The sequence below is a fragment of the Nocardioides pini genome (assembly GCF_026712185.1).
Taxonomy (GTDB): domain Bacteria; phylum Actinomycetota; class Actinomycetes; order Propionibacteriales; family Nocardioidaceae; genus Nocardioides; species Nocardioides pini.
Genome location: NZ_JAPPUX010000003.1, coordinates 20,952 through 36,190 on the forward strand (window position 1 = coordinate 20,952; position 15,239 = coordinate 36,190).

At 70.7% G+C, this 15,239-nt stretch carries 15 protein-coding genes; 9 read left to right on the forward strand and 6 right to left on the reverse strand.

Features of this window, described 5'->3' with window-relative positions; genetic code table 11:
• Positions 1-9: 9 nt before the first annotated feature.
• Positions 10-789: a phosphate ABC transporter ATP-binding protein PstB gene (gene pstB / locus NYO98_RS09800; protein ID WP_268111471.1), complete on the forward strand. Its 780-nt coding sequence runs from the start codon at positions 10-12 to the stop codon at positions 787-789.
• A 343-nt stretch (positions 790-1,132) separates the two neighbouring features.
• Positions 1,133-2,098 carry a DUF559 domain-containing protein gene (locus tag NYO98_RS09805; protein WP_268111472.1) on the forward strand — a complete coding sequence of 322 codons (966 nt, stop codon included), beginning with the start codon at positions 1,133-1,135 and terminating at the stop codon, positions 2,096-2,098.
• A 258-nt stretch (positions 2,099-2,356) separates the two neighbouring features.
• Here NYO98_RS09805 and NYO98_RS09810 read toward each other — a convergent pair whose 3' ends face one another.
• The 4 genes from NYO98_RS09810 to NYO98_RS09825 form a co-directional block, all read right to left on the reverse strand.
• Positions 2,357-3,352, reverse strand: coding sequence for an inorganic phosphate transporter (locus NYO98_RS09810; protein WP_268111474.1), 996 nt, complete (start codon positions 3,350-3,352; stop codon positions 2,357-2,359).
• A 49-nt stretch (positions 3,353-3,401) separates the two neighbouring features.
• Positions 3,402-4,019: a DUF47 domain-containing protein gene (locus NYO98_RS09815; RefSeq protein ID WP_268111476.1), complete on the reverse strand. Its 618-nt coding sequence runs from the start codon at positions 4,017-4,019 to the stop codon at positions 3,402-3,404.
• Positions 4,020-4,125: 106 nt separating this feature from the next.
• Positions 4,126-6,303 (reverse strand): RNA degradosome polyphosphate kinase, encoded by a 2,178-nt coding sequence (locus NYO98_RS09820; protein WP_268111477.1) that lies wholly within the window; start codon positions 6,301-6,303, stop codon positions 4,126-4,128.
• A 46-nt stretch (positions 6,304-6,349) separates the two neighbouring features.
• Entirely contained in the window at positions 6,350-6,709 is a 360-nt protein-coding gene (locus tag NYO98_RS09825; protein WP_268111478.1) for a DsrE family protein, read from the reverse strand.
• A gap of 80 nt (positions 6,710-6,789) precedes the next feature.
• On the opposite strand from NYO98_RS09825, the gene NYO98_RS09830 reads away from it, so the two are divergent.
• The 5 genes from NYO98_RS09830 to ygfZ all read left to right on the forward strand — a co-directional run bounded on the left by NYO98_RS09830 (position 6,790) and on the right by ygfZ (position 10,709).
• Positions 6,790-7,284, forward strand: coding sequence for an FABP family protein (locus tag NYO98_RS09830; RefSeq protein WP_268111479.1), 495 nt, complete (start codon positions 6,790-6,792; stop codon positions 7,282-7,284).
• Positions 7,285-7,288: 4 nt separating this feature from the next.
• Positions 7,289-7,711, forward strand: coding sequence for a Fur family transcriptional regulator (locus NYO98_RS09835; protein WP_268111480.1), 423 nt, complete (start codon positions 7,289-7,291; stop codon positions 7,709-7,711).
• A gap of 195 nt (positions 7,712-7,906) precedes the next feature.
• The gene (locus NYO98_RS09840) at positions 7,907-8,470 is read left to right on the forward strand and encodes a winged helix-turn-helix domain-containing protein (RefSeq protein WP_268111481.1); all 564 of its coding nucleotides are present in this window, start codon (positions 7,907-7,909) and stop codon (positions 8,468-8,470) included.
• Complete coding sequence (locus NYO98_RS09845) at positions 8,467-9,711, forward strand: MFS transporter (protein ID WP_268111483.1); 1,245 nt, start codon at positions 8,467-8,469, stop codon at positions 9,709-9,711. The genes NYO98_RS09840 and NYO98_RS09845 overlap by 4 nt, the downstream gene beginning before the upstream one ends.
• A 62-nt stretch (positions 9,712-9,773) precedes the next feature.
• Positions 9,774-10,709 (forward strand): CAF17-like 4Fe-4S cluster assembly/insertion protein YgfZ, encoded by a 936-nt coding sequence (gene ygfZ, locus NYO98_RS09850; RefSeq protein WP_268111484.1) that lies wholly within the window; start codon positions 9,774-9,776, stop codon positions 10,707-10,709.
• A 207-nt stretch (positions 10,710-10,916) separates the two neighbouring features.
• Here ygfZ and mshD read toward each other — a convergent pair whose 3' ends face one another.
• Entirely contained in the window at positions 10,917-11,732 is an 816-nt protein-coding gene (gene mshD / locus NYO98_RS09855; RefSeq protein WP_268111485.1) for a mycothiol synthase, read from the reverse strand.
• A gap of 62 nt (positions 11,733-11,794) precedes the next feature.
• On the reverse strand, positions 11,795-12,514 hold the full coding sequence (locus NYO98_RS09860) for a winged helix-turn-helix transcriptional regulator (protein WP_268111486.1): 720 nt from the start codon (positions 12,512-12,514) through the stop codon (positions 11,795-11,797).
• 78 nt (positions 12,515-12,592) lie between these two features.
• Here NYO98_RS09860 and NYO98_RS09865 point away from each other — a divergent pair, with 78 nt between their 5' ends.
• Together NYO98_RS09865 and NYO98_RS09870 are read left to right on the forward strand one after the other, a co-directional pair.
• Positions 12,593-12,892 (forward strand): MoaD/ThiS family protein, encoded by a 300-nt coding sequence (locus tag NYO98_RS09865; protein ID WP_268111487.1) that lies wholly within the window; start codon positions 12,593-12,595, stop codon positions 12,890-12,892.
• Between the two features lie 108 nt (positions 12,893-13,000).
• Entirely contained in the window at positions 13,001-15,199 is a 2,199-nt protein-coding gene (locus NYO98_RS09870) for a carboxypeptidase-like regulatory domain-containing protein (protein ID WP_268111488.1), read from the forward strand.
• The last annotated feature ends 40 nt before the right edge of the window (positions 15,200-15,239 follow it).

Sequence of the window (15,239 nt, forward strand, 5' to 3'; positions counted from 1 at the left end):
CCCACCCCCATGGCCAAGAGCATCACCGTCGGCGACCTCGACATCTACTACGGCGACTTCCTCGCCGTCCAAGGCGTCAACATGACCATCAAGGCGCGCTCGGTCACCGCCTTCATCGGTCCGTCCGGCTGCGGCAAGTCCACGTTCCTGCGCTCGCTCAACCGGATGCACGAGGTCATCCCCGGCGCACGCGTCGAGGGCAAGGTGGTGGTCGACGGGCAGTCGCTCTACGACAGCGCCGTCGACCCGGTCGCCGTACGACGTCAGATCGGCATGGTCTTCCAGCGGCCCAACCCGTTCCCGACGATGTCCATCTACGAGAACGTCCTGGCCGGCAACCGGCTCAACTCCAAGAAGATGAAGAAGGCCGAGGCCGACGACATCGTCGAGCGCTCTCTCAAGGGCGCCAACCTCTGGAACGAGGTCAAGGACCGCCTCTCCAAGCCCGGCATGGGCCTGTCCGGCGGCCAGCAGCAGCGCCTCTGCATCGCCCGCGCGATCGCCGTCGAGCCGCAGGTGCTGCTGATGGACGAGCCCTGCTCGGCGCTCGACCCGATCTCGACCTCCGCGATCGAGGACCTCATCCACGAGCTGAAGTCCGACTACACGATCGTCATCGTCACCCACAACATGCAGCAGGCGGCCCGCGTCTCCGACGAGACCGGCTTCTTCAACCTCAAGGCCGCCGGCCAGCCCGGCCACCTCGTCGAGTTCAACGCGACGTCGAAGATGTTCGCCAACCCCGACAACGAGGCCACCGAGGCCTACATCTCCGGCCGCTTCGGCTGAGCCTGGTCGGGTGTCCCGGGTATGCCCGGGGCGGCCCGGGACGTCCTGGGGTCCGGTCGGGGGTTCGGCCCCCAGGGCGTCCCCGGCCGCCCCGGGCGCTTCAGGTGGTCCCGGGGTGCTGCGTCATACGAAGCGGCACCTATGGGTCTCGGTCGGTATGACGTCCGGTCGCCCGGGCGGTGCTGCGTCATACGAACCCGCACCTATGGGTCGCGGTCGGTATGACGTCCGGAGCCCCAGACCGCGAGCCATCATCCGTCCACAGGCCGCCGTCGGGGTAGTCCGTCCACAAGGGCCGTGCGGGCGCGTGGCAGGCGTACGCCGACGGGGCGACCGTGGCGTTGTGAAATCTCTGGAGACCCCTCGTACGGCCTCGCTCCGCGCCGCCAGGCGACAGCGGGTCGAGAGGCTGGCGCGTACGCAATCGGGGGCGCTGTCGCGTCGGCAGCTGTACGCCGCCGGCATCACGCGCGCAGAGGTGCGGGCCAACCTCCGCGCGCGGCGGTGGCAGCGAGTGGGTCGGCACGTCGTGGTGGTGCACACGGGTCCGCTCGCACTGGCGACAACCCTGTGGGCAGCCCAGCTGTCGGGTGGCCCGCGCGCCCGACTGGACGGGGCGTCGTCGTTGATCGCGGCCGGCCTCGACGGGTTCCAGGTCGACCGGCACCGTGTGTCCGTGCCGCGTGGCGCGCGGGTGTTCCGCGACCGGGTCGTCGACGTACGACAGACGCGTCGGTGGCGGACCGATGACATCGCCGCCGGCGGCGGGCCCCCGCGCACCCGCTCCGAGGTCGCTGCCGTGCGCGGAGCGCTCTGGGCGCGGAGCGACCGACAGGCAGCCCTCCTGCTGACCATGGTCGTCCAGCAGGGCGTCGCGCCTGCTGATCGGATCGGGCAGGCACTCCTGCAGGTCAAGCGCGATCCGCGGCTGGCGTTCGTGATCGACGTGGTGACCGACCTGCTCGGCGGCGTGCGCAGCCTCGCCGAGCTCGACTTCGCCCGCGAGTGCCGCAGGCGAGGGCTCCCCGAGCCCACGCGGCAGGTCGTACGCCGGGGCCGGGACGGTCGCTACTACCTCGACGTGGTGTGGGAGGAGTGGGGTCTCGTCGTCGAGGTGGACGGCATCCAACACGCCCTCGCACAGGAAGTGGTGGCCGATGCGCTGCGCCACAACGACGTGACGCTTGCCGAACTCACCGTGCTGCGGCTCCCGGTGCTCGGCCTGCGTGTCGCCGCCGACGAGTTCTTCGACCAGATCGAAAGAGCGCTGGCTGCAGCGGGCTGCCCCGGTCTGGGTCCCGCGGCCTGAGCGGGTCGACGTACGCCTGAGGTCGCCTGGTGGTGGCGTGCCGCGGGTCAGCGTCATGCGAATCGGCACCTATGGGTGCGGCTTCGTATGACGCAGGTGCGGCGCGGACGTCAGCGTCATGCGAACCGACACGTATGGGTGCGCCTTCGTATGACGCAGGCGCGGCGCGGACGTCAGCGTCATCCGAACCGGCACGTATGGGTGCGCCTTCGTATGACGCACGCGGCCGGACGACGCCGGAGGCGGACGGGCGACAGGTCAGGGGAGGAAGAGGTGGGCGACCCAGTAGCAGAGGGCGGCGACGGAGGCAGCGGCCGGGAAGGTCAGCACCCACGCGATCAGGATCGAGCGGGCGACACCCCAGCGGACGGCCGAGAGGCGCTTGGTCGCACCCACGCCCATGACCGCGGAGGTGATGGTGTGGGTGGTCGAGATCGGCGCCTCGAAGACGTACGCGGTGGTGTACAGCACGCCCGAGGCCACGGACTCGGCGGCGAAGCCGCGGGCCGGGTCGAGGTGGATGATGCGGCGTCCGAGGGTGCGCATGATGCGCCACCCTCCGGACCAGGTGCCGAGCGAGATCGCGGCGGCCGAGGTGAAGATGACCCACAGCGGGAGCGGGTCGCTCTCGGCGACGTAGCCGCCCGTGAGCAGCGCCAGGAAGATGACGCCCATCGTCTTCTGGGCGTCCTGGAGGCCGTGGCCCAGCGCCATCGCGGCCGCGGAGACCGTCTGGGCGACCTTGAAGCCACGGTTCGCGCGGCCCGGGTTGGCCCGGCGGAACATCCACATGATCGCGACCATCAGGGCAAAGCCCAGGGTGAAGGCGACCACGGGGGAGATCAGCATCGGCAGGACGACCTTGTCGATCACCACGTTCCAGTTGGCGGTGGTGCCGGCGGCGATCGCCGAGCCGACGAGGCCGCCGATCAGGGCCTGCGACGACGAGGACGGGAGGCCGAGCCACCACGTGATCAGGTTCCACGTGATGGCGCCGAGCAACCCACACATCACGATCACCAGGCCGTGGCTGCCGGGCCCGGGATCGATGGTGTCGGACACCGTGTGCGCGACCTTCTGGCCGAGGAAGGCGCCGACGAAGTTCATGATCGCCGCCATGGCGAGGGCCACGCGCGGCTTGAGGGCGCCCGTCGAGACGGACGTCGCGATCGCGTTGGCGGCGTCGTGGAAGCCGTTGGTGTAGTCGAAGACCAGGGCCACGACGACGACCGCCACGATGATGGCGATCTCCATCAGACCACGCTCCGGGCGCGCGAGGGCAAGGTGATGGCACGCATCAGGGTCAGGACTCCTTGACCGCGATCTGCTCCACGATGTTCGCGACCTTCTCGAACGCGTCGATCGCCCCCTCGAGGGACTCCACGATGTCCTTGAGCTTCATGACCTCGAGGGCCTCGAACTCGCCGCTGAACAGGTTGGCCAGGATGCGGCGGTAGGACTTGTCGCCGGTGTTCTCGAGACGGTTGATCTCGATCCAGTACTCGTCGAGCGAGCCCATCGACTCCAGCGACGGCATCGCGGCCGCAGTCAGCTCGGCGCAGCGCTGCAGCACCTCGACCTGCTGGGTGGTCTCCGGCGGCAGCGACGTGACCTCGTAGAGGAGGACGAGGTCGACGGCCTCGTCCATCATGTCCATGACGTCGTCGAGCGCCGAGGCGAGGGAGTAGATGTCCTCGCGGTCGAACGGGGTGACGAACGTGCTGTTCACCCGTCGGATGATCGAGTGGGTCGTCTCGTCGGCGGCGTGCTCGGCCTCGCGCATGCGCTGGGCGATCTCTGCCTTGGAGTTGCCGACCGAGAGCATCTCGCTCAGGAGCTGCGAGCCGACGACGAGGTGGTTGGCAGCCTCACTGAACAGGTCGTAGAACGAGCTGTCGACAGGGCGGAACTTCAAACGCACGGTGAACTCCGAACGGGGGGCGGATGAACCGTGGTTCATGGTAGGGGGTGATCGGCCTCCGGACGCAAAACCGGGGCGCCGTTCGGGGGCCCGTGTGACGCGGCGCTCAGCGGCGGCGTACGCGCTGGCGGTGGATCAGCTCGTCCTGCAGGTGCCGCTCGCCGCGGTGCAGCCGCCACTCGGCGTCCGGCCCGAGCTCCCACGCCGTCGTACCGGGGTCGAGCGCCAGGTCGAGCAACGCGCCGACCTCCTCGACGACGTCGGGGTCGCCCAGGCGGACGAGCACCTCCACGCGCCGGTCGAGGTTGCGGTGCATCATGTCGGCCGACCCGATCCACGCCGCCGGCTCGCCGCCGTTGTCGAACCAGAAGATCCGGCTGTGCTCGAGGAACCGGCCGAGGATCGAGCGCACGCGCACCGTCTCGGACAGGCCGGGTACGCCGGGTCGCAGCGCGCAGATGCCGCGGATCAGCAGCTCGACGCGTACGCCCTCCTGCGAGGCGAGGTAGAGCGCGTCGATCACCGCCTCGTCCACCACCGAGTTCGCCTTGATCCGGATCCGTGCCGGCCGGCCGGCCTGGTGGTGGGCGATCTCCTGGTGGATCTGGGCGACGAGGCCCTCGCGGACGCTGTGGGGCGCGACGAGGAGGTGGTCGTAGGTGCGGTTGCGGCTGATGCCCGAGAGGTTGTTGAAGAGCAGCGCGACGTCCTCGCCGATCTCGGGGTTGGCCGTCAGGAGACCAAGGTCCTCGTAGAGGCGGGCGGTCTTGGGGTTGTAGTTGCCGGTGCCGAGGTGGACGTAGCGGCGGATGCCCTCGGGCTCGTCGCGCACCACCATCGACAGCTTGCAGTGGGTCTTGAGCCCGACGAGGCCGTAGACGACGTGGCAGCCGGCCTGCTCAAGCTTGCGCGCCCAGCGGATGTTGGCCTGCTCGTCGAAGCGCGCCTTGATCTCGACGATCACCAGCACCTGCTTGCCGGCCTCGGCTGCGTCGATGAGCGCCTCGATGATCGGGCTGTCGCCGGAGGTGCGGTAGAGCGTCTGCTTGATCGCCAGCACGTGCGGGTCGGCGGCGGCCTGCTCGAGGAAGCGCTGCACGGACGTGGCGAAGGAGTCGTAGGGGTGGTGCAGCAGCACGTCGTGGCGCGCCACGGAGTCGAAGACGTCGACCGGTGACGACGACTCGACCTCCGCCAGGTGGGGGTGCGTCGACGGGAGGAAGGCGGCGTACTTGAGGTCGTCGCGCGGCAGGTCGGCGATCGAGTGGAGGCCGGTCAGGTCGAGCGGACCGGGCAGCGAGACGACCTCGTCGCGGCCGACGCCGAGCTCGGAGACGAGCAGGTCGAGCACCTTCGGGTCCATCGACTCCTCGACCTCGAGCCGCACCGGCGGCCCGAAGCGACGCCGCTGGAGCTCCTTCTCGAGCGCCTTGAGGAGGTTCTCCGCGTCGTCCTCCTCCACCTCGAGGTCCTCGTTGCGGGTGACCCGGAAGGTGTGGGAGGCCAGCACGTCCATGCCGGTGAAGAGCTTCTTGAGGTGCTCGCCGATGACGTCCTCGATCGGCACGAAGCGCTGGTTGCCGAGCCCGACGAAGCGGCCGAACGTGGGCGGCACCTTGACGCGTGCGAAGTGCTCGGTGCCGGTCCCGGGATGGCGTACGACGACCGCGAGGTTGAGCGACAGCCCCGAGATGTAGGGGAAGGGGTGGGCCGGGTCGACGGCGAGCGGGGTGAGGACGGGGAAGATCCGGTCCTTGAAGAGCTTCTTGCAGATCTTCTGCTCCTCGCGGTCGAGGTCGGCCCACCGCACGATCTCGATGCCCTGGCTGCCGAGCTCGGGCAGCAGGTCGACGAGCGCCCGCGCGTGCCGTTCCATCAGCTCGCGGCTCGCGGCCCAGAGCATGTCGAGCTGCTCGCGCGGCATCAGCCCGCTCGCCGCCCGCACCGCGACGCCGGCGGCGATGCGGCGCTTGAGGCCGGCGACGCGGACCATGAAGAACTCGTCGAGGTTGCTGGCGAAGATCGCGAGGAACCGCGCCCGCTCGAGGAGCGGCAGGCCGGGGTCCTCCGCGAGCTCGAGGACGCGCTGGTTGAACCGGACCCACGAGATCTCGCGGTCGATGAAGCGGTCCTCGAACTTCTCGACGCCCTCGATGGCCTCCGCGTCGGGCTGGTAGGGCGGCTCGACGTCGAAGGTGTCAGTGGGGTGCCCGAAGGGTTCGGCGACCGGCCCTTCCTCCACCGACGGGGAAACTGCGCTGGTGAGGGTGGCCGGGTCGGACATGCCACTCAGTGTGGCACCGGAAGGTGAACGTGAGATGACCTTCGTCTCAGTAGACCAACGCCTGGACGCCCTCGCCCAGGACCTGCTCGGCGAAGACGGCCGCGCCGGCGATCGTGACGCCCTCGCGGAGGTCGCCGGCGACGATGCCGCGCCGAGCGGCGCACTGCGTGCAGACGGTGATCGTGCCGCTGGTGAGGACCGCCGCCATGAGCTGGTCGAGGGGCGTGGCGAGCTCGAGCTCGAACTCCTCCGCGCGCCCCGGTACGCCGAACCAGGCGGCGTCCCCGGTCAGCCACAGCGAGACCTCGGCGCCGGCCGCCGCCGCGGCCGCGGCGACCGTGAAGCCCTGGTTGAGGCGCTCGGCGTCCTCGGCGCCACAGGTGACCTTGACGACCAGTGACCTCACGCGTCCTCCTCGGGTCGAGTGCGCTCGCGGTCGTGTCCGCCACGGGGCCGCGCACTCGACCTCAACACTAGAGTGGCGCCATGCCCTTCGAGCTGCCGGACAACCTGCATCCCAACTGCGGCCCCGTCGCGTGGCTGCTCGGCACCTGGCGCGGCAACGGTCACGGCACCTACCCGACCATCGAGTCGTTCCAGTTCGGCCAGGAGCTGATCTTCACCCACGACGGCCGCCCGTTCTTCCACTACATGGCGCGCGCCTGGATCGTCGACGAGCAGGGCGAGTTCGTCCGCGACGCGGCGATGGAGACCGGCTTCCTGCGCTGCCCCGAGCCCGGCAAGGTCGAGTTCCTCCTCTCGCACAACATCGGCTTCTCGGAGGTCTGGTACGGCGCGGCCGAGGGCGGCAAGCTCGAGATGCACACCGCCGGCGTCTCCTTCACCGAGACGGCGAAGGAGGTCACCGCCGGCTCCCGGATGTACGGCAACGTCGACGGCGACCTGCTCTACGCCTACGACATGGCGGCCGTCGGCCAGGAGCTCCAGCCCCACACGTGGGCGCGTCTCCAGCGAGCCTGACCCCGTGTCCGACGACCTGGCGGCGCGACTGCGGGAGCAGGGGCTCCGCCTCACCCCGCAGCGTGAGCTGATCCTGCGGGCCGTCGAGGAGCTGCGCCACGCCACCCCCGACGAGGTGCTGGCCCACGTGCGCGGCCAGGTGAGCTCGGTCAACGCCTCCACCGTCTACCGCACGCTCGAGGTGCTCGAAGAGCTCGGGCTGGTGCGCCACACGCACCTGAGCGACCGCGCGCCGACGTACCACTCCACCCGCGAGCACGAGCACGTCCACGTCGTGTGCCGCGGCTGCGGCTCCGTGCGCTCCTACGCCCCCGAGATCGTGGCGGCGCTCGTCGCCGCGCTGGGGGAGGACGGCTTCTCCGTCGACGTCGGGCACCTCGCGATCTTCGGCACCTGCGCCGACTGCTCGGCCGCTGCCGGCGCCTGAGTCGCTGGTCGACCCAACCGTCGTCGACGGGCCCTGGTCGGTGAGTCTCCGAGCGACTCAGGGTTGCTTGGCACCCGAGTTCCCTGCTTATCGGTAGAGATCTGTACCTCTAAGCAGGGCGGTCACCGGATATCCGGTGACCGCAGGCGTGGCGGATCTATTGCAAGAAACCTTTCGAAAGACTACTTTCGAGCCATGCCCAGCCCCCGCCGCCTCCGCGACCCCCGCGCCCTCGCCGCCGTCGCCCATCCCGTGCGGATGGGCATCATCGAGCTGCTGTCAGTCCACGGGCCGATGACGGCCACCGAGCTGGCCGACCGGCTCGACGAGACCCCGGCCAACTGCTCGTGGCACCTGCGCAAGCTCGCCGAGCACGACTTCATCGAGGAGGCCGCCGGCGGCACGGGGCGGCAGCGGCCGTGGCAGATGCGGCACATCGGGATGTCGTGGGCCGAGGACGACGACCTCGGCCGCGACGAGCTGCGGGCCGGGCAGGCGCTGAGCCGGATGCTGCTCGAGCGGTGGGTCGACCGCTTCCTCGGCGCGAGCGAGCGCGAGACCGATCCCGGCTGGCGCGACAGCGCGGGGCTGTCGCAGCACGTCGCGTGGCTCACGCCCGAGGAGCTCGCCGACCTGACGAGCCGCCTGGCGGAGGTCGCCGGGACGTACGACGACCGGCTCGGCTCGGGCGAGCGTCCGGAGGGCGCGCGGCTGTGCGAGATCGTCGCCTGGGGCGCGGCCGTGGAGATCGAGCGATGAGGGCCGCCTTCGCCCAGCCGGGCTTCACGCGGCTCTTCGCCGGCCTGACGACGTCGATGCTCGGCGACTCGATCATGCTGCTGGTCCTGAGCATCTGGGTGAAGACGCTCACCGGCTCGAGCGCGATGGCCGGCTTCACGTTCTTCTTCATGTGCATCCCGGCGATCTTCGCGCCGTTCGTGGGCGTCTGGCTCGACCGGATCAGGCGCAAGCCGATGCTGGTGTGGGGCAACGTCCTGTCCGCCGTCGCCGTCCTGCCGCTGCTGCTGGTCCGCGACGCCGGGGACGTGTGGATCATCTGGACGGTCGCCGGGCTCTACGGCGTCAGCTTCGTCGTCCTCCCGGCCGGGCTCAACGGCCTGCTCAAGGAGCTGATGCCGGAGCGGATGCTCGTCGACGCCAACTCCAGCATCCAGACCGTCAAGGAGTCCTACCGGCTCTTCGGCCCGCTGCTCGGCGCCGCCCTCTTCGCCTGGCTGGGCGGGTGGGCGGTCGCCCTCGTGGACGCGGCGTCGTTCCTCGTCGCCGCAGCCGTGATCTCGACCATCCGCGTCGAGGAGGAGACGCCCGAGCGCGAGCACTCCGCCTACTGGAACCAGCTCACCGACGGCCTGCGCCACCTCGTGCACGACCGGGTGCTGGGCCACCTGCTCATCGGCTTCGGCCTGTCGATGCTCGTCCTCGGCTTCACCGAGTCGGCGATCTTCGCGCTGACCGACCACTTCGACCGCCCCGCCACCTACGTCAGCGTCATCGTCTCGGTGCAGGGCATCGGCGCGGTCGTGGGCGGCCTCGCCTCCGCCCGGTGCGTACGACGCCTCGGTGAGGTCGCGACGAGCGTGCTCGGCCTGGTGCTGCTCGGGGTCAGCGCCCTCGGCATCGCCGCCTCCCCGGTGATGGCGGGCGTGCTGGTGAGCATCGTCGTCTTCGGCGTCTCGCTCCCGCTGCTGATCGTCGCGTACATGACGCTCCTCCAGCGCCGGACGCCGCAGCGGCTGATGGGACGCGTCTCGACGGCCGCCGAGGTCGTGATGACCGTGCCGAGCGCGGTCTCGCTGGCCCTCGGCGCCGCCCTGGTCACGCTCGTGGACTGGCGCTGGATCTTTCTGGTCATCGGCGTCACGACGCTCGCCGGCGCCGGGCACGTCGCCTTCTGGCTCCGCGACCAGCTGCGGCGCGACGCCGAGCCGGCGCCCGTCGAGCACCATGAAGGCAGTTCGGATCTCGTGGGCCCGGGCTGAGCGTGGCTGACGCCATGAGGCAGCCCAACTGCCTGCATGGTGTCGGCGCCTAGACTCGCAGCATGCAGTCCCCGCTCCTCGCCCTGCCCGGAGCCGTCGCGGGCGACGGGATCGACGCCCCGGTCGCGGCCCACTACGGCTCGTTCAACACCGAGCAGCGCAGCCTCGCGCGCGGCGACGGTTTCGTCGACCTCTCGCACCGCGACGTCGTACGCATCTCCGGACCCGAGCGGCTCTCGTGGCTGCACAACCTCACCACCCAGTACTTCGACGGCCTCGCCCCCGGCACCTGGACCCAGGCGCTGGTGCTGAGCCCGCAGGGCCACGTCGAGCACGCCTTCACCGGCGTCGACGACGGCGAGGCGTTCACCGCCCACACCGAGCCCGGCGCGGGCGCGGCGCTGGTGGAGTGGCTCGAGCGGATGAAGTTCATGACGCGCGTCGAGATCTCGCTGCTCGACGACCTCGCCGTGATGTGGCGGCCGGGGGAGGGCATCGGCCGGTACGACCTCGTGCCCCGCGACCGGCTCGAGGCGTACGCCGACGCGGCCGGCCCGGCCTGCGGGCTGTGGGCCTTCGAGGCGCTGCGCATCGGGCGCGGCGAGCCGCGGCTCGGCATCGACACCGACCACCGCACCATCCCCAACGAGGTCGGCTGGATCGGCGCGGCCGTGCACCTCGACAAGGGCTGCTACCGCGGCCAGGAGACCGTCGCGCGCGTGCACACCCTCGGGCGCCCGCCCCGCCGGCTGGTGCTGCTGCACCTCGACGGGTCGGAGAACCGCCTGCCGGCCGCCGGCTCCCCGGTGTCGTACGACGGTCGTGACGTCGGCTTCGTCGGCTCGAGCGCCCGCCACCACGAGCTCGGCCCGATCGCGCTCGCGCTGGTCAAGCGCAACGTGCCCGTCGACGCGACCCTGACGGTCGACGAGATGCCCGCCGCCCAGGAGGTCGTCGTCGACCCCGAGGTCGGCCTGCACGTCCGCCCCCTCCGCTGAGGTCCGCAGCGTCATACGAAACCGCACGTACTGGTTCGCCTTTGTATGACGCAGCAGATCGGCGGCCCCAGCGTCATACGGAACCGCACGTACTGGCTCGCCTTTGTATGACGCAGCAGATCGGCGGCCCCCAGCGTCATACAACTCGGAACTCATGGGTGCGGGTTCGTATGACGCAGCCGCGGTCCAGCGAACGGGCGGCAGCGATCAGGGGCGGCGGTACTGCACGTGCGTGTCGGCGTCCGCGTGCCCGAACCCGAGGCGCGAGTAGACGGCGACGGCGGGGGCGTTGTCGGACTCGACGTAGAGCAGCACCTCGTCCACGCCGAGCCCGGTGAGGTGGTGCAGCCCGGCCAGGGTGAGCACCTTCCCGAGCCCGCGGCCCTGCGCGGCCGGCGCGACCCCGACGACGTACACCTCACCGAGGCGGGCGTCGTGCTGCTTGGTCCAGTGGAAGCCGAGCATCCCGGAGTCGTCCTCGGCGACGAGCAGCCCGGCCGGGTCGAACCACGGCTCCGCCATCCGCCGGGCGAGGTTGTCGAGGTCCATCGCTCCTTGCTCGGGGTGGTGGGCGAACGCGGCCGCGTTGACCGCGACCACGTCGGCGGCGTCGGAGTCGCGGTAGGACCGGATCGTCACGCCGTCGGGCACCACCAGGTCGGCAAGGGGGAGCGCGGTCGACCGGCGCATCACCCACAGGTCGCGCACCCGTTCCCACCCGTGGCTGGCGGCGAGACGCGCGGCGGCCGGGTGGTTGCCGTGCGACCACGCCGTCAGCCCGGTGCCGTACGACGACTCGGCGCGCGTCAGCAGCGCCGACCCGAGGCCGCGGCCGCGGGCCGTCGGGCGGACGACGAGCGAGAGGTCGCCGGCGTGCAGCAGCGCGAAGGCGTCGTCCTCCGCGATGACGGCGGCGTCGCCGTCGGCGAGGGCGATGCGGGTCGCCTCGTCGAGCGGGTCGGCGCCGTCGGCGGCCGCGGCCTCGTCGGCGATCTGCGCGACGGTCTGCGCGGCGGCGTCCATGCGATCGACCCTAGCCGGGCCCGGCCAGCCCACCCTGCGCACGAGGGGGCAGGGCCCAGCGGTCAGGACGAGGTCGAGGAGGGCGCCGACTCGGTGGCCGCCTCGCGGGTGGGCACCACGAAGCGGTAGCCGACGTTGCGGACGGTGCCGATGTGGTGCTCGTGCTCGGTGCCGAGCTTGGCGCGGAGGCGCCGGACGTGGACGTCGACGGTGCGGGTGCCGCCGAAGTAGTCGTAACCCCAGACCTCCTGGAGCAGCTGCTCGCGGCTGAAGACCCGGCCCGGGTGCTGGGCGAGGTACTTGAGGAGCTCGAACTCCTTGTAGGTCAGGTCGAGCGGGCGGCCGCCGATGCGGGCGGTGTAGGTGGCGTCGTCGACGACGACCTCGCCGCGGTGGATGACGTGGGCGGCCGGGTCGTCGGGCGCGGCGGCGCTGGCGCGGCCGATCGCGAGGCGGATGCGGGCGTCGAGCTCGGCGGGGCCGCAGGTGTGGAGCACGACGTCGTCCATGCCCCAGTCGTGGGCGACGACGGCGAGGCCGCCCTCGGTGACGATGAGGAGCACCGGGGCGTCGGTGCCGGTGGTGCGGATCAGCCGGCAGAGGTCGCGGGCCGCGGCGAGGTCCTGCCGCCCGTCGACGAGGACGAGGTCCGACTCCGGCGCGTCGAGCAGCGCGCTGCCCTGGGCCGGGACGATCTTCACCGTGTGCGACAGCAGCGCGAGCCCGGGGAGCACCTCCGCAGAGGGCTGCAGCGCGCTCGTGAGCAGCAGCAGGGCGCTCATCGCGGGGCCTCCTCGTCCGGGGGATCAGCCGGGGGCGTCAGCCGGAGCGTCAGCCGGGGATGAGGAAGGATATCCCGCATGAGCACCTCGACGGACGCGGAGCGGAGTCGTGAGACAGCGATCACCGTGCGCTACTGGGCGGGCGCCCGGGCCGCGGCCGGGACCGCGGAGGACGTCCTCGAGGCGACGGGGGAGCTGACCCTGGCCGACGTCGTCGCGCGCGTGCTGGAGCGTCATCCGGGCGAGCAGATGGCCCGCACGGTCGGCGTCTGCTCGGTGCTCCTGGGCGACCAGCCGGTCCGCACGCAGGACCCGGACGCGGTCGTCGTACGCCCCGGCGACGTGGTCGAGCTGCTGCCCCCATTTGCCGGTGGGTGAGCACAACCACGCGGTTATGCGATAGAACTGCGTCTCGACAGGCCTCCACGGGGGATGGCCTGGGTGCTTGGCACGTCGCGTGCCGGCATGAGTCCAAGGGGGACAAGCATGATCAGCACAAACGGGGGAGCCTTCGCGCGCCTTGTTGCAGGTGGCGCCGCCGCCGCGACGGCGCTCGCCGGCTTCACGATCGGGTTGGCAGCGCCGGCCCACGCCGCGGTCACCATCAGCGGCAGCACGGTGGACACGGCGGGCAACTACGTCGACGGTCGCATCTCCGTCTACAAGTTCTCCGACGAGGACGGCGACGGCACGGTCGAGCCGTTCGAGTACGACTTCCTGCCGTCGGTCCCGACGCAGGGCGGTGCCTTCGACCTCAACCTCGAGGACGGGCTCTACAAGCTGCAGTTCTACCCGGCCTTCGAGAGCTCGGAGCTCCAGTCGGAGTACTACCGCGACAAGGCCGACCTCGCCACCGCCGACTTCATCACGGTCGCGGGCGCCGCGCAGGTCCTCCCGGCGTGGACCATCGACGCGGTGCCGGTCGTCTTCGGCACGGTCACCACCGCCGACGGTCGTCCGGTCGACAACGCCAGCGTGCAGGCGTACGCCGCTGACGACAACTCGCTGCTCGCCACCGACACCACCAACTCCACGGGCACGTTCCGCATCGGGGCGACCGAGGCCGTGAAGCTGCGCTTCTCCGGCTACGACCCGAAGACCCGCAAGTCGCTGGCGACGGAGTACTACTCCGACAAGGCTGACCTCGCGTCCGCCGACGCGGTCGCCCCCGGCAGCAACGTCGGCACCGTCGTCCTGGCCCCCGGCGGCTCCATCTCGGGCCGCGTGACCAGCGACGCCGGTGCGGCCCTGCACCGCGTCGAGGTCTGCTCGGACTTCAACTGCGACTACACCGACGCCAACGGCGTCTACACGATCGAGGGTGCCACCACCGGTGCCCACGAGGTGCTGTTCTCCGACCCGATCGACGAGTACGTCGGCGAGTACTACAACAACGTCGCGCTCGACCAGTACGGCATCCCGGTCTCCGACCCGACCGTCGTCACCGTCGGCCCCGGCCAGGCCGTGACCGGCATCGACGCCGCCCTGGCGCCGAAGTCGAAGCCTGCTCCGACCGGCGTCGACCTCAGCGGCACCGTCCGCGACCAGCTCGGTGGCGTCGGCGTGGGCTACTCCGTCCTCGCCTACAACACGCCGGCCAACCCGGTCGACCGTGAGGTCGTCGCCCGGACGATCTCCAACCGCGCCGGTGGCTACGCCTTCACCACCCTCGACCGCATCGGCGGCGAGACCGAGTTCAAGATCGTGGTCGTCGGCGAGGACGCCCGCGAGGACGGCGACTTCGCCCGTCGCAGCATCTGGACCGGCCAGAAGTACGGCTACGAGACCGCCGCCGCTGTCACCGCGGCCCCGCAGGTCATCGACTTCGTCCAGCCGGTCGCCGGTGGCGTCGCCGGTGCGATCACCAGCGAGGCCGGGGGCGTCCCGGACCTCCCGCAGGTCGCCTTCTACGACGTCGACAAGACCCTCGCGGGCGGCGCCGACGAGTACAACGCCGACGGCACCTACGAGACCCGCAACCTGTGGCCCGGCGACTACACCGCGATGTTCGGTGCCGACCGCCACGTGTCGGAGTGGTGGGACAACGCCGTCGCCGCCGAGGCCAAGACCGTCACGGTCAAGCCCGGCCAGATGGTGACCGGCATCTCCGCCGCCCTCGCCAAGGAGGTCAAGGCCGTCGAGCGCCCGACCATCGAGGGCGACGCCTGGGTCGGCAAGACCCTGCGCCTCGACAAGGGCGTGTGGACCCAGATGGCCGACAACGAGTTCACCTACGAGTGGCTCGTCAAGGGCGTCGTGGTCGCGACCGGCCCGTCGCTCAAGCTCACCAAGAAGAACCTCGGCGACAAGGTCACCGGCCGCGTCACCAACGACCTCGGCTTCACGCAGGGCCAGGCCGTCACGAAGTCGACCTACAAGGTCGGCTACAAGCCGAAGGTGAAGGCCAAGGTCTCCAAGAAGTCGGCCGCCATCACCCTCAAGGTGAAGCCGCTCAAGGCCAAGAAGGTCAAGGCCACGGTCACCGTGTTCGAGATCGTCGGCACCAAGAAGAACGGCGACGACAAGCTCAAGAAGCTCGGCAAGGGCAAGATCAAGAAGGGCACCGGCAAGGTCACCTTCAAGAAGGCGCTCGGCACGGGCAAGCACAAGCTCGTCTTCACCGTGAAGGGCAAGGGCAAGGTCGGCTCGGGCGACATCACCAAGAAGGTCAAGCTCAAGCGCTGACCGCCCCGCTCCACCTGCACCACCACGCGAGGCCCCGGGA

Bases quoted from the DNA above. Each gene is read 5' to 3' on its own strand.
- NYO98_RS09810 (WP_268111474.1), bottom strand. From the start codon at position 3,352: ATGGAGATCGCCATCATCGTGGCGGTCGTCGTCGTGGCCCTGGTCTTC.
- mshD (WP_268111485.1), bottom strand. From the start codon at position 11,732: ATGGACGCCGCCGCGCAGACCGTCGCGCAGATCGCCGACGAGGCCGCG.
- NYO98_RS09860 (WP_268111486.1), bottom strand. From the start codon at position 12,514: ATGAGCGCCCTGCTGCTGCTCACGAGCGCGCTGCAGCCCTCTGCGGAG.
- NYO98_RS09845 (WP_268111483.1), top strand. From the start codon at position 8,467: ATGAGGGCCGCCTTCGCCCAGCCGGGCTTCACGCGGCTCTTCGCCGGC.
- NYO98_RS09870 (WP_268111488.1), top strand. From the start codon at position 13,001: ATGATCAGCACAAACGGGGGAGCCTTCGCGCGCCTTGTTGCAGGTGGC.
- NYO98_RS09820 (WP_268111477.1), bottom strand. From the start codon at position 6,303: ATGTCCGACCCGGCCACCCTCACCAGCGCAGTTTCCCCGTCGGTGGAG.
- ygfZ (WP_268111484.1), top strand. From the start codon at position 9,774: ATGCAGTCCCCGCTCCTCGCCCTGCCCGGAGCCGTCGCGGGCGACGGG.
- NYO98_RS09840 (WP_268111481.1), top strand. From the start codon at position 7,907: ATGCCCAGCCCCCGCCGCCTCCGCGACCCCCGCGCCCTCGCCGCCGTC.
- NYO98_RS09830 (WP_268111479.1), top strand. From the start codon at position 6,790: ATGCCCTTCGAGCTGCCGGACAACCTGCATCCCAACTGCGGCCCCGTC.
- pstB (WP_268111471.1), top strand. From the start codon at position 10: ATGGCCAAGAGCATCACCGTCGGCGACCTCGACATCTACTACGGCGAC.
- NYO98_RS09865 (WP_268111487.1), top strand. From the start codon at position 12,593: ATGAGCACCTCGACGGACGCGGAGCGGAGTCGTGAGACAGCGATCACC.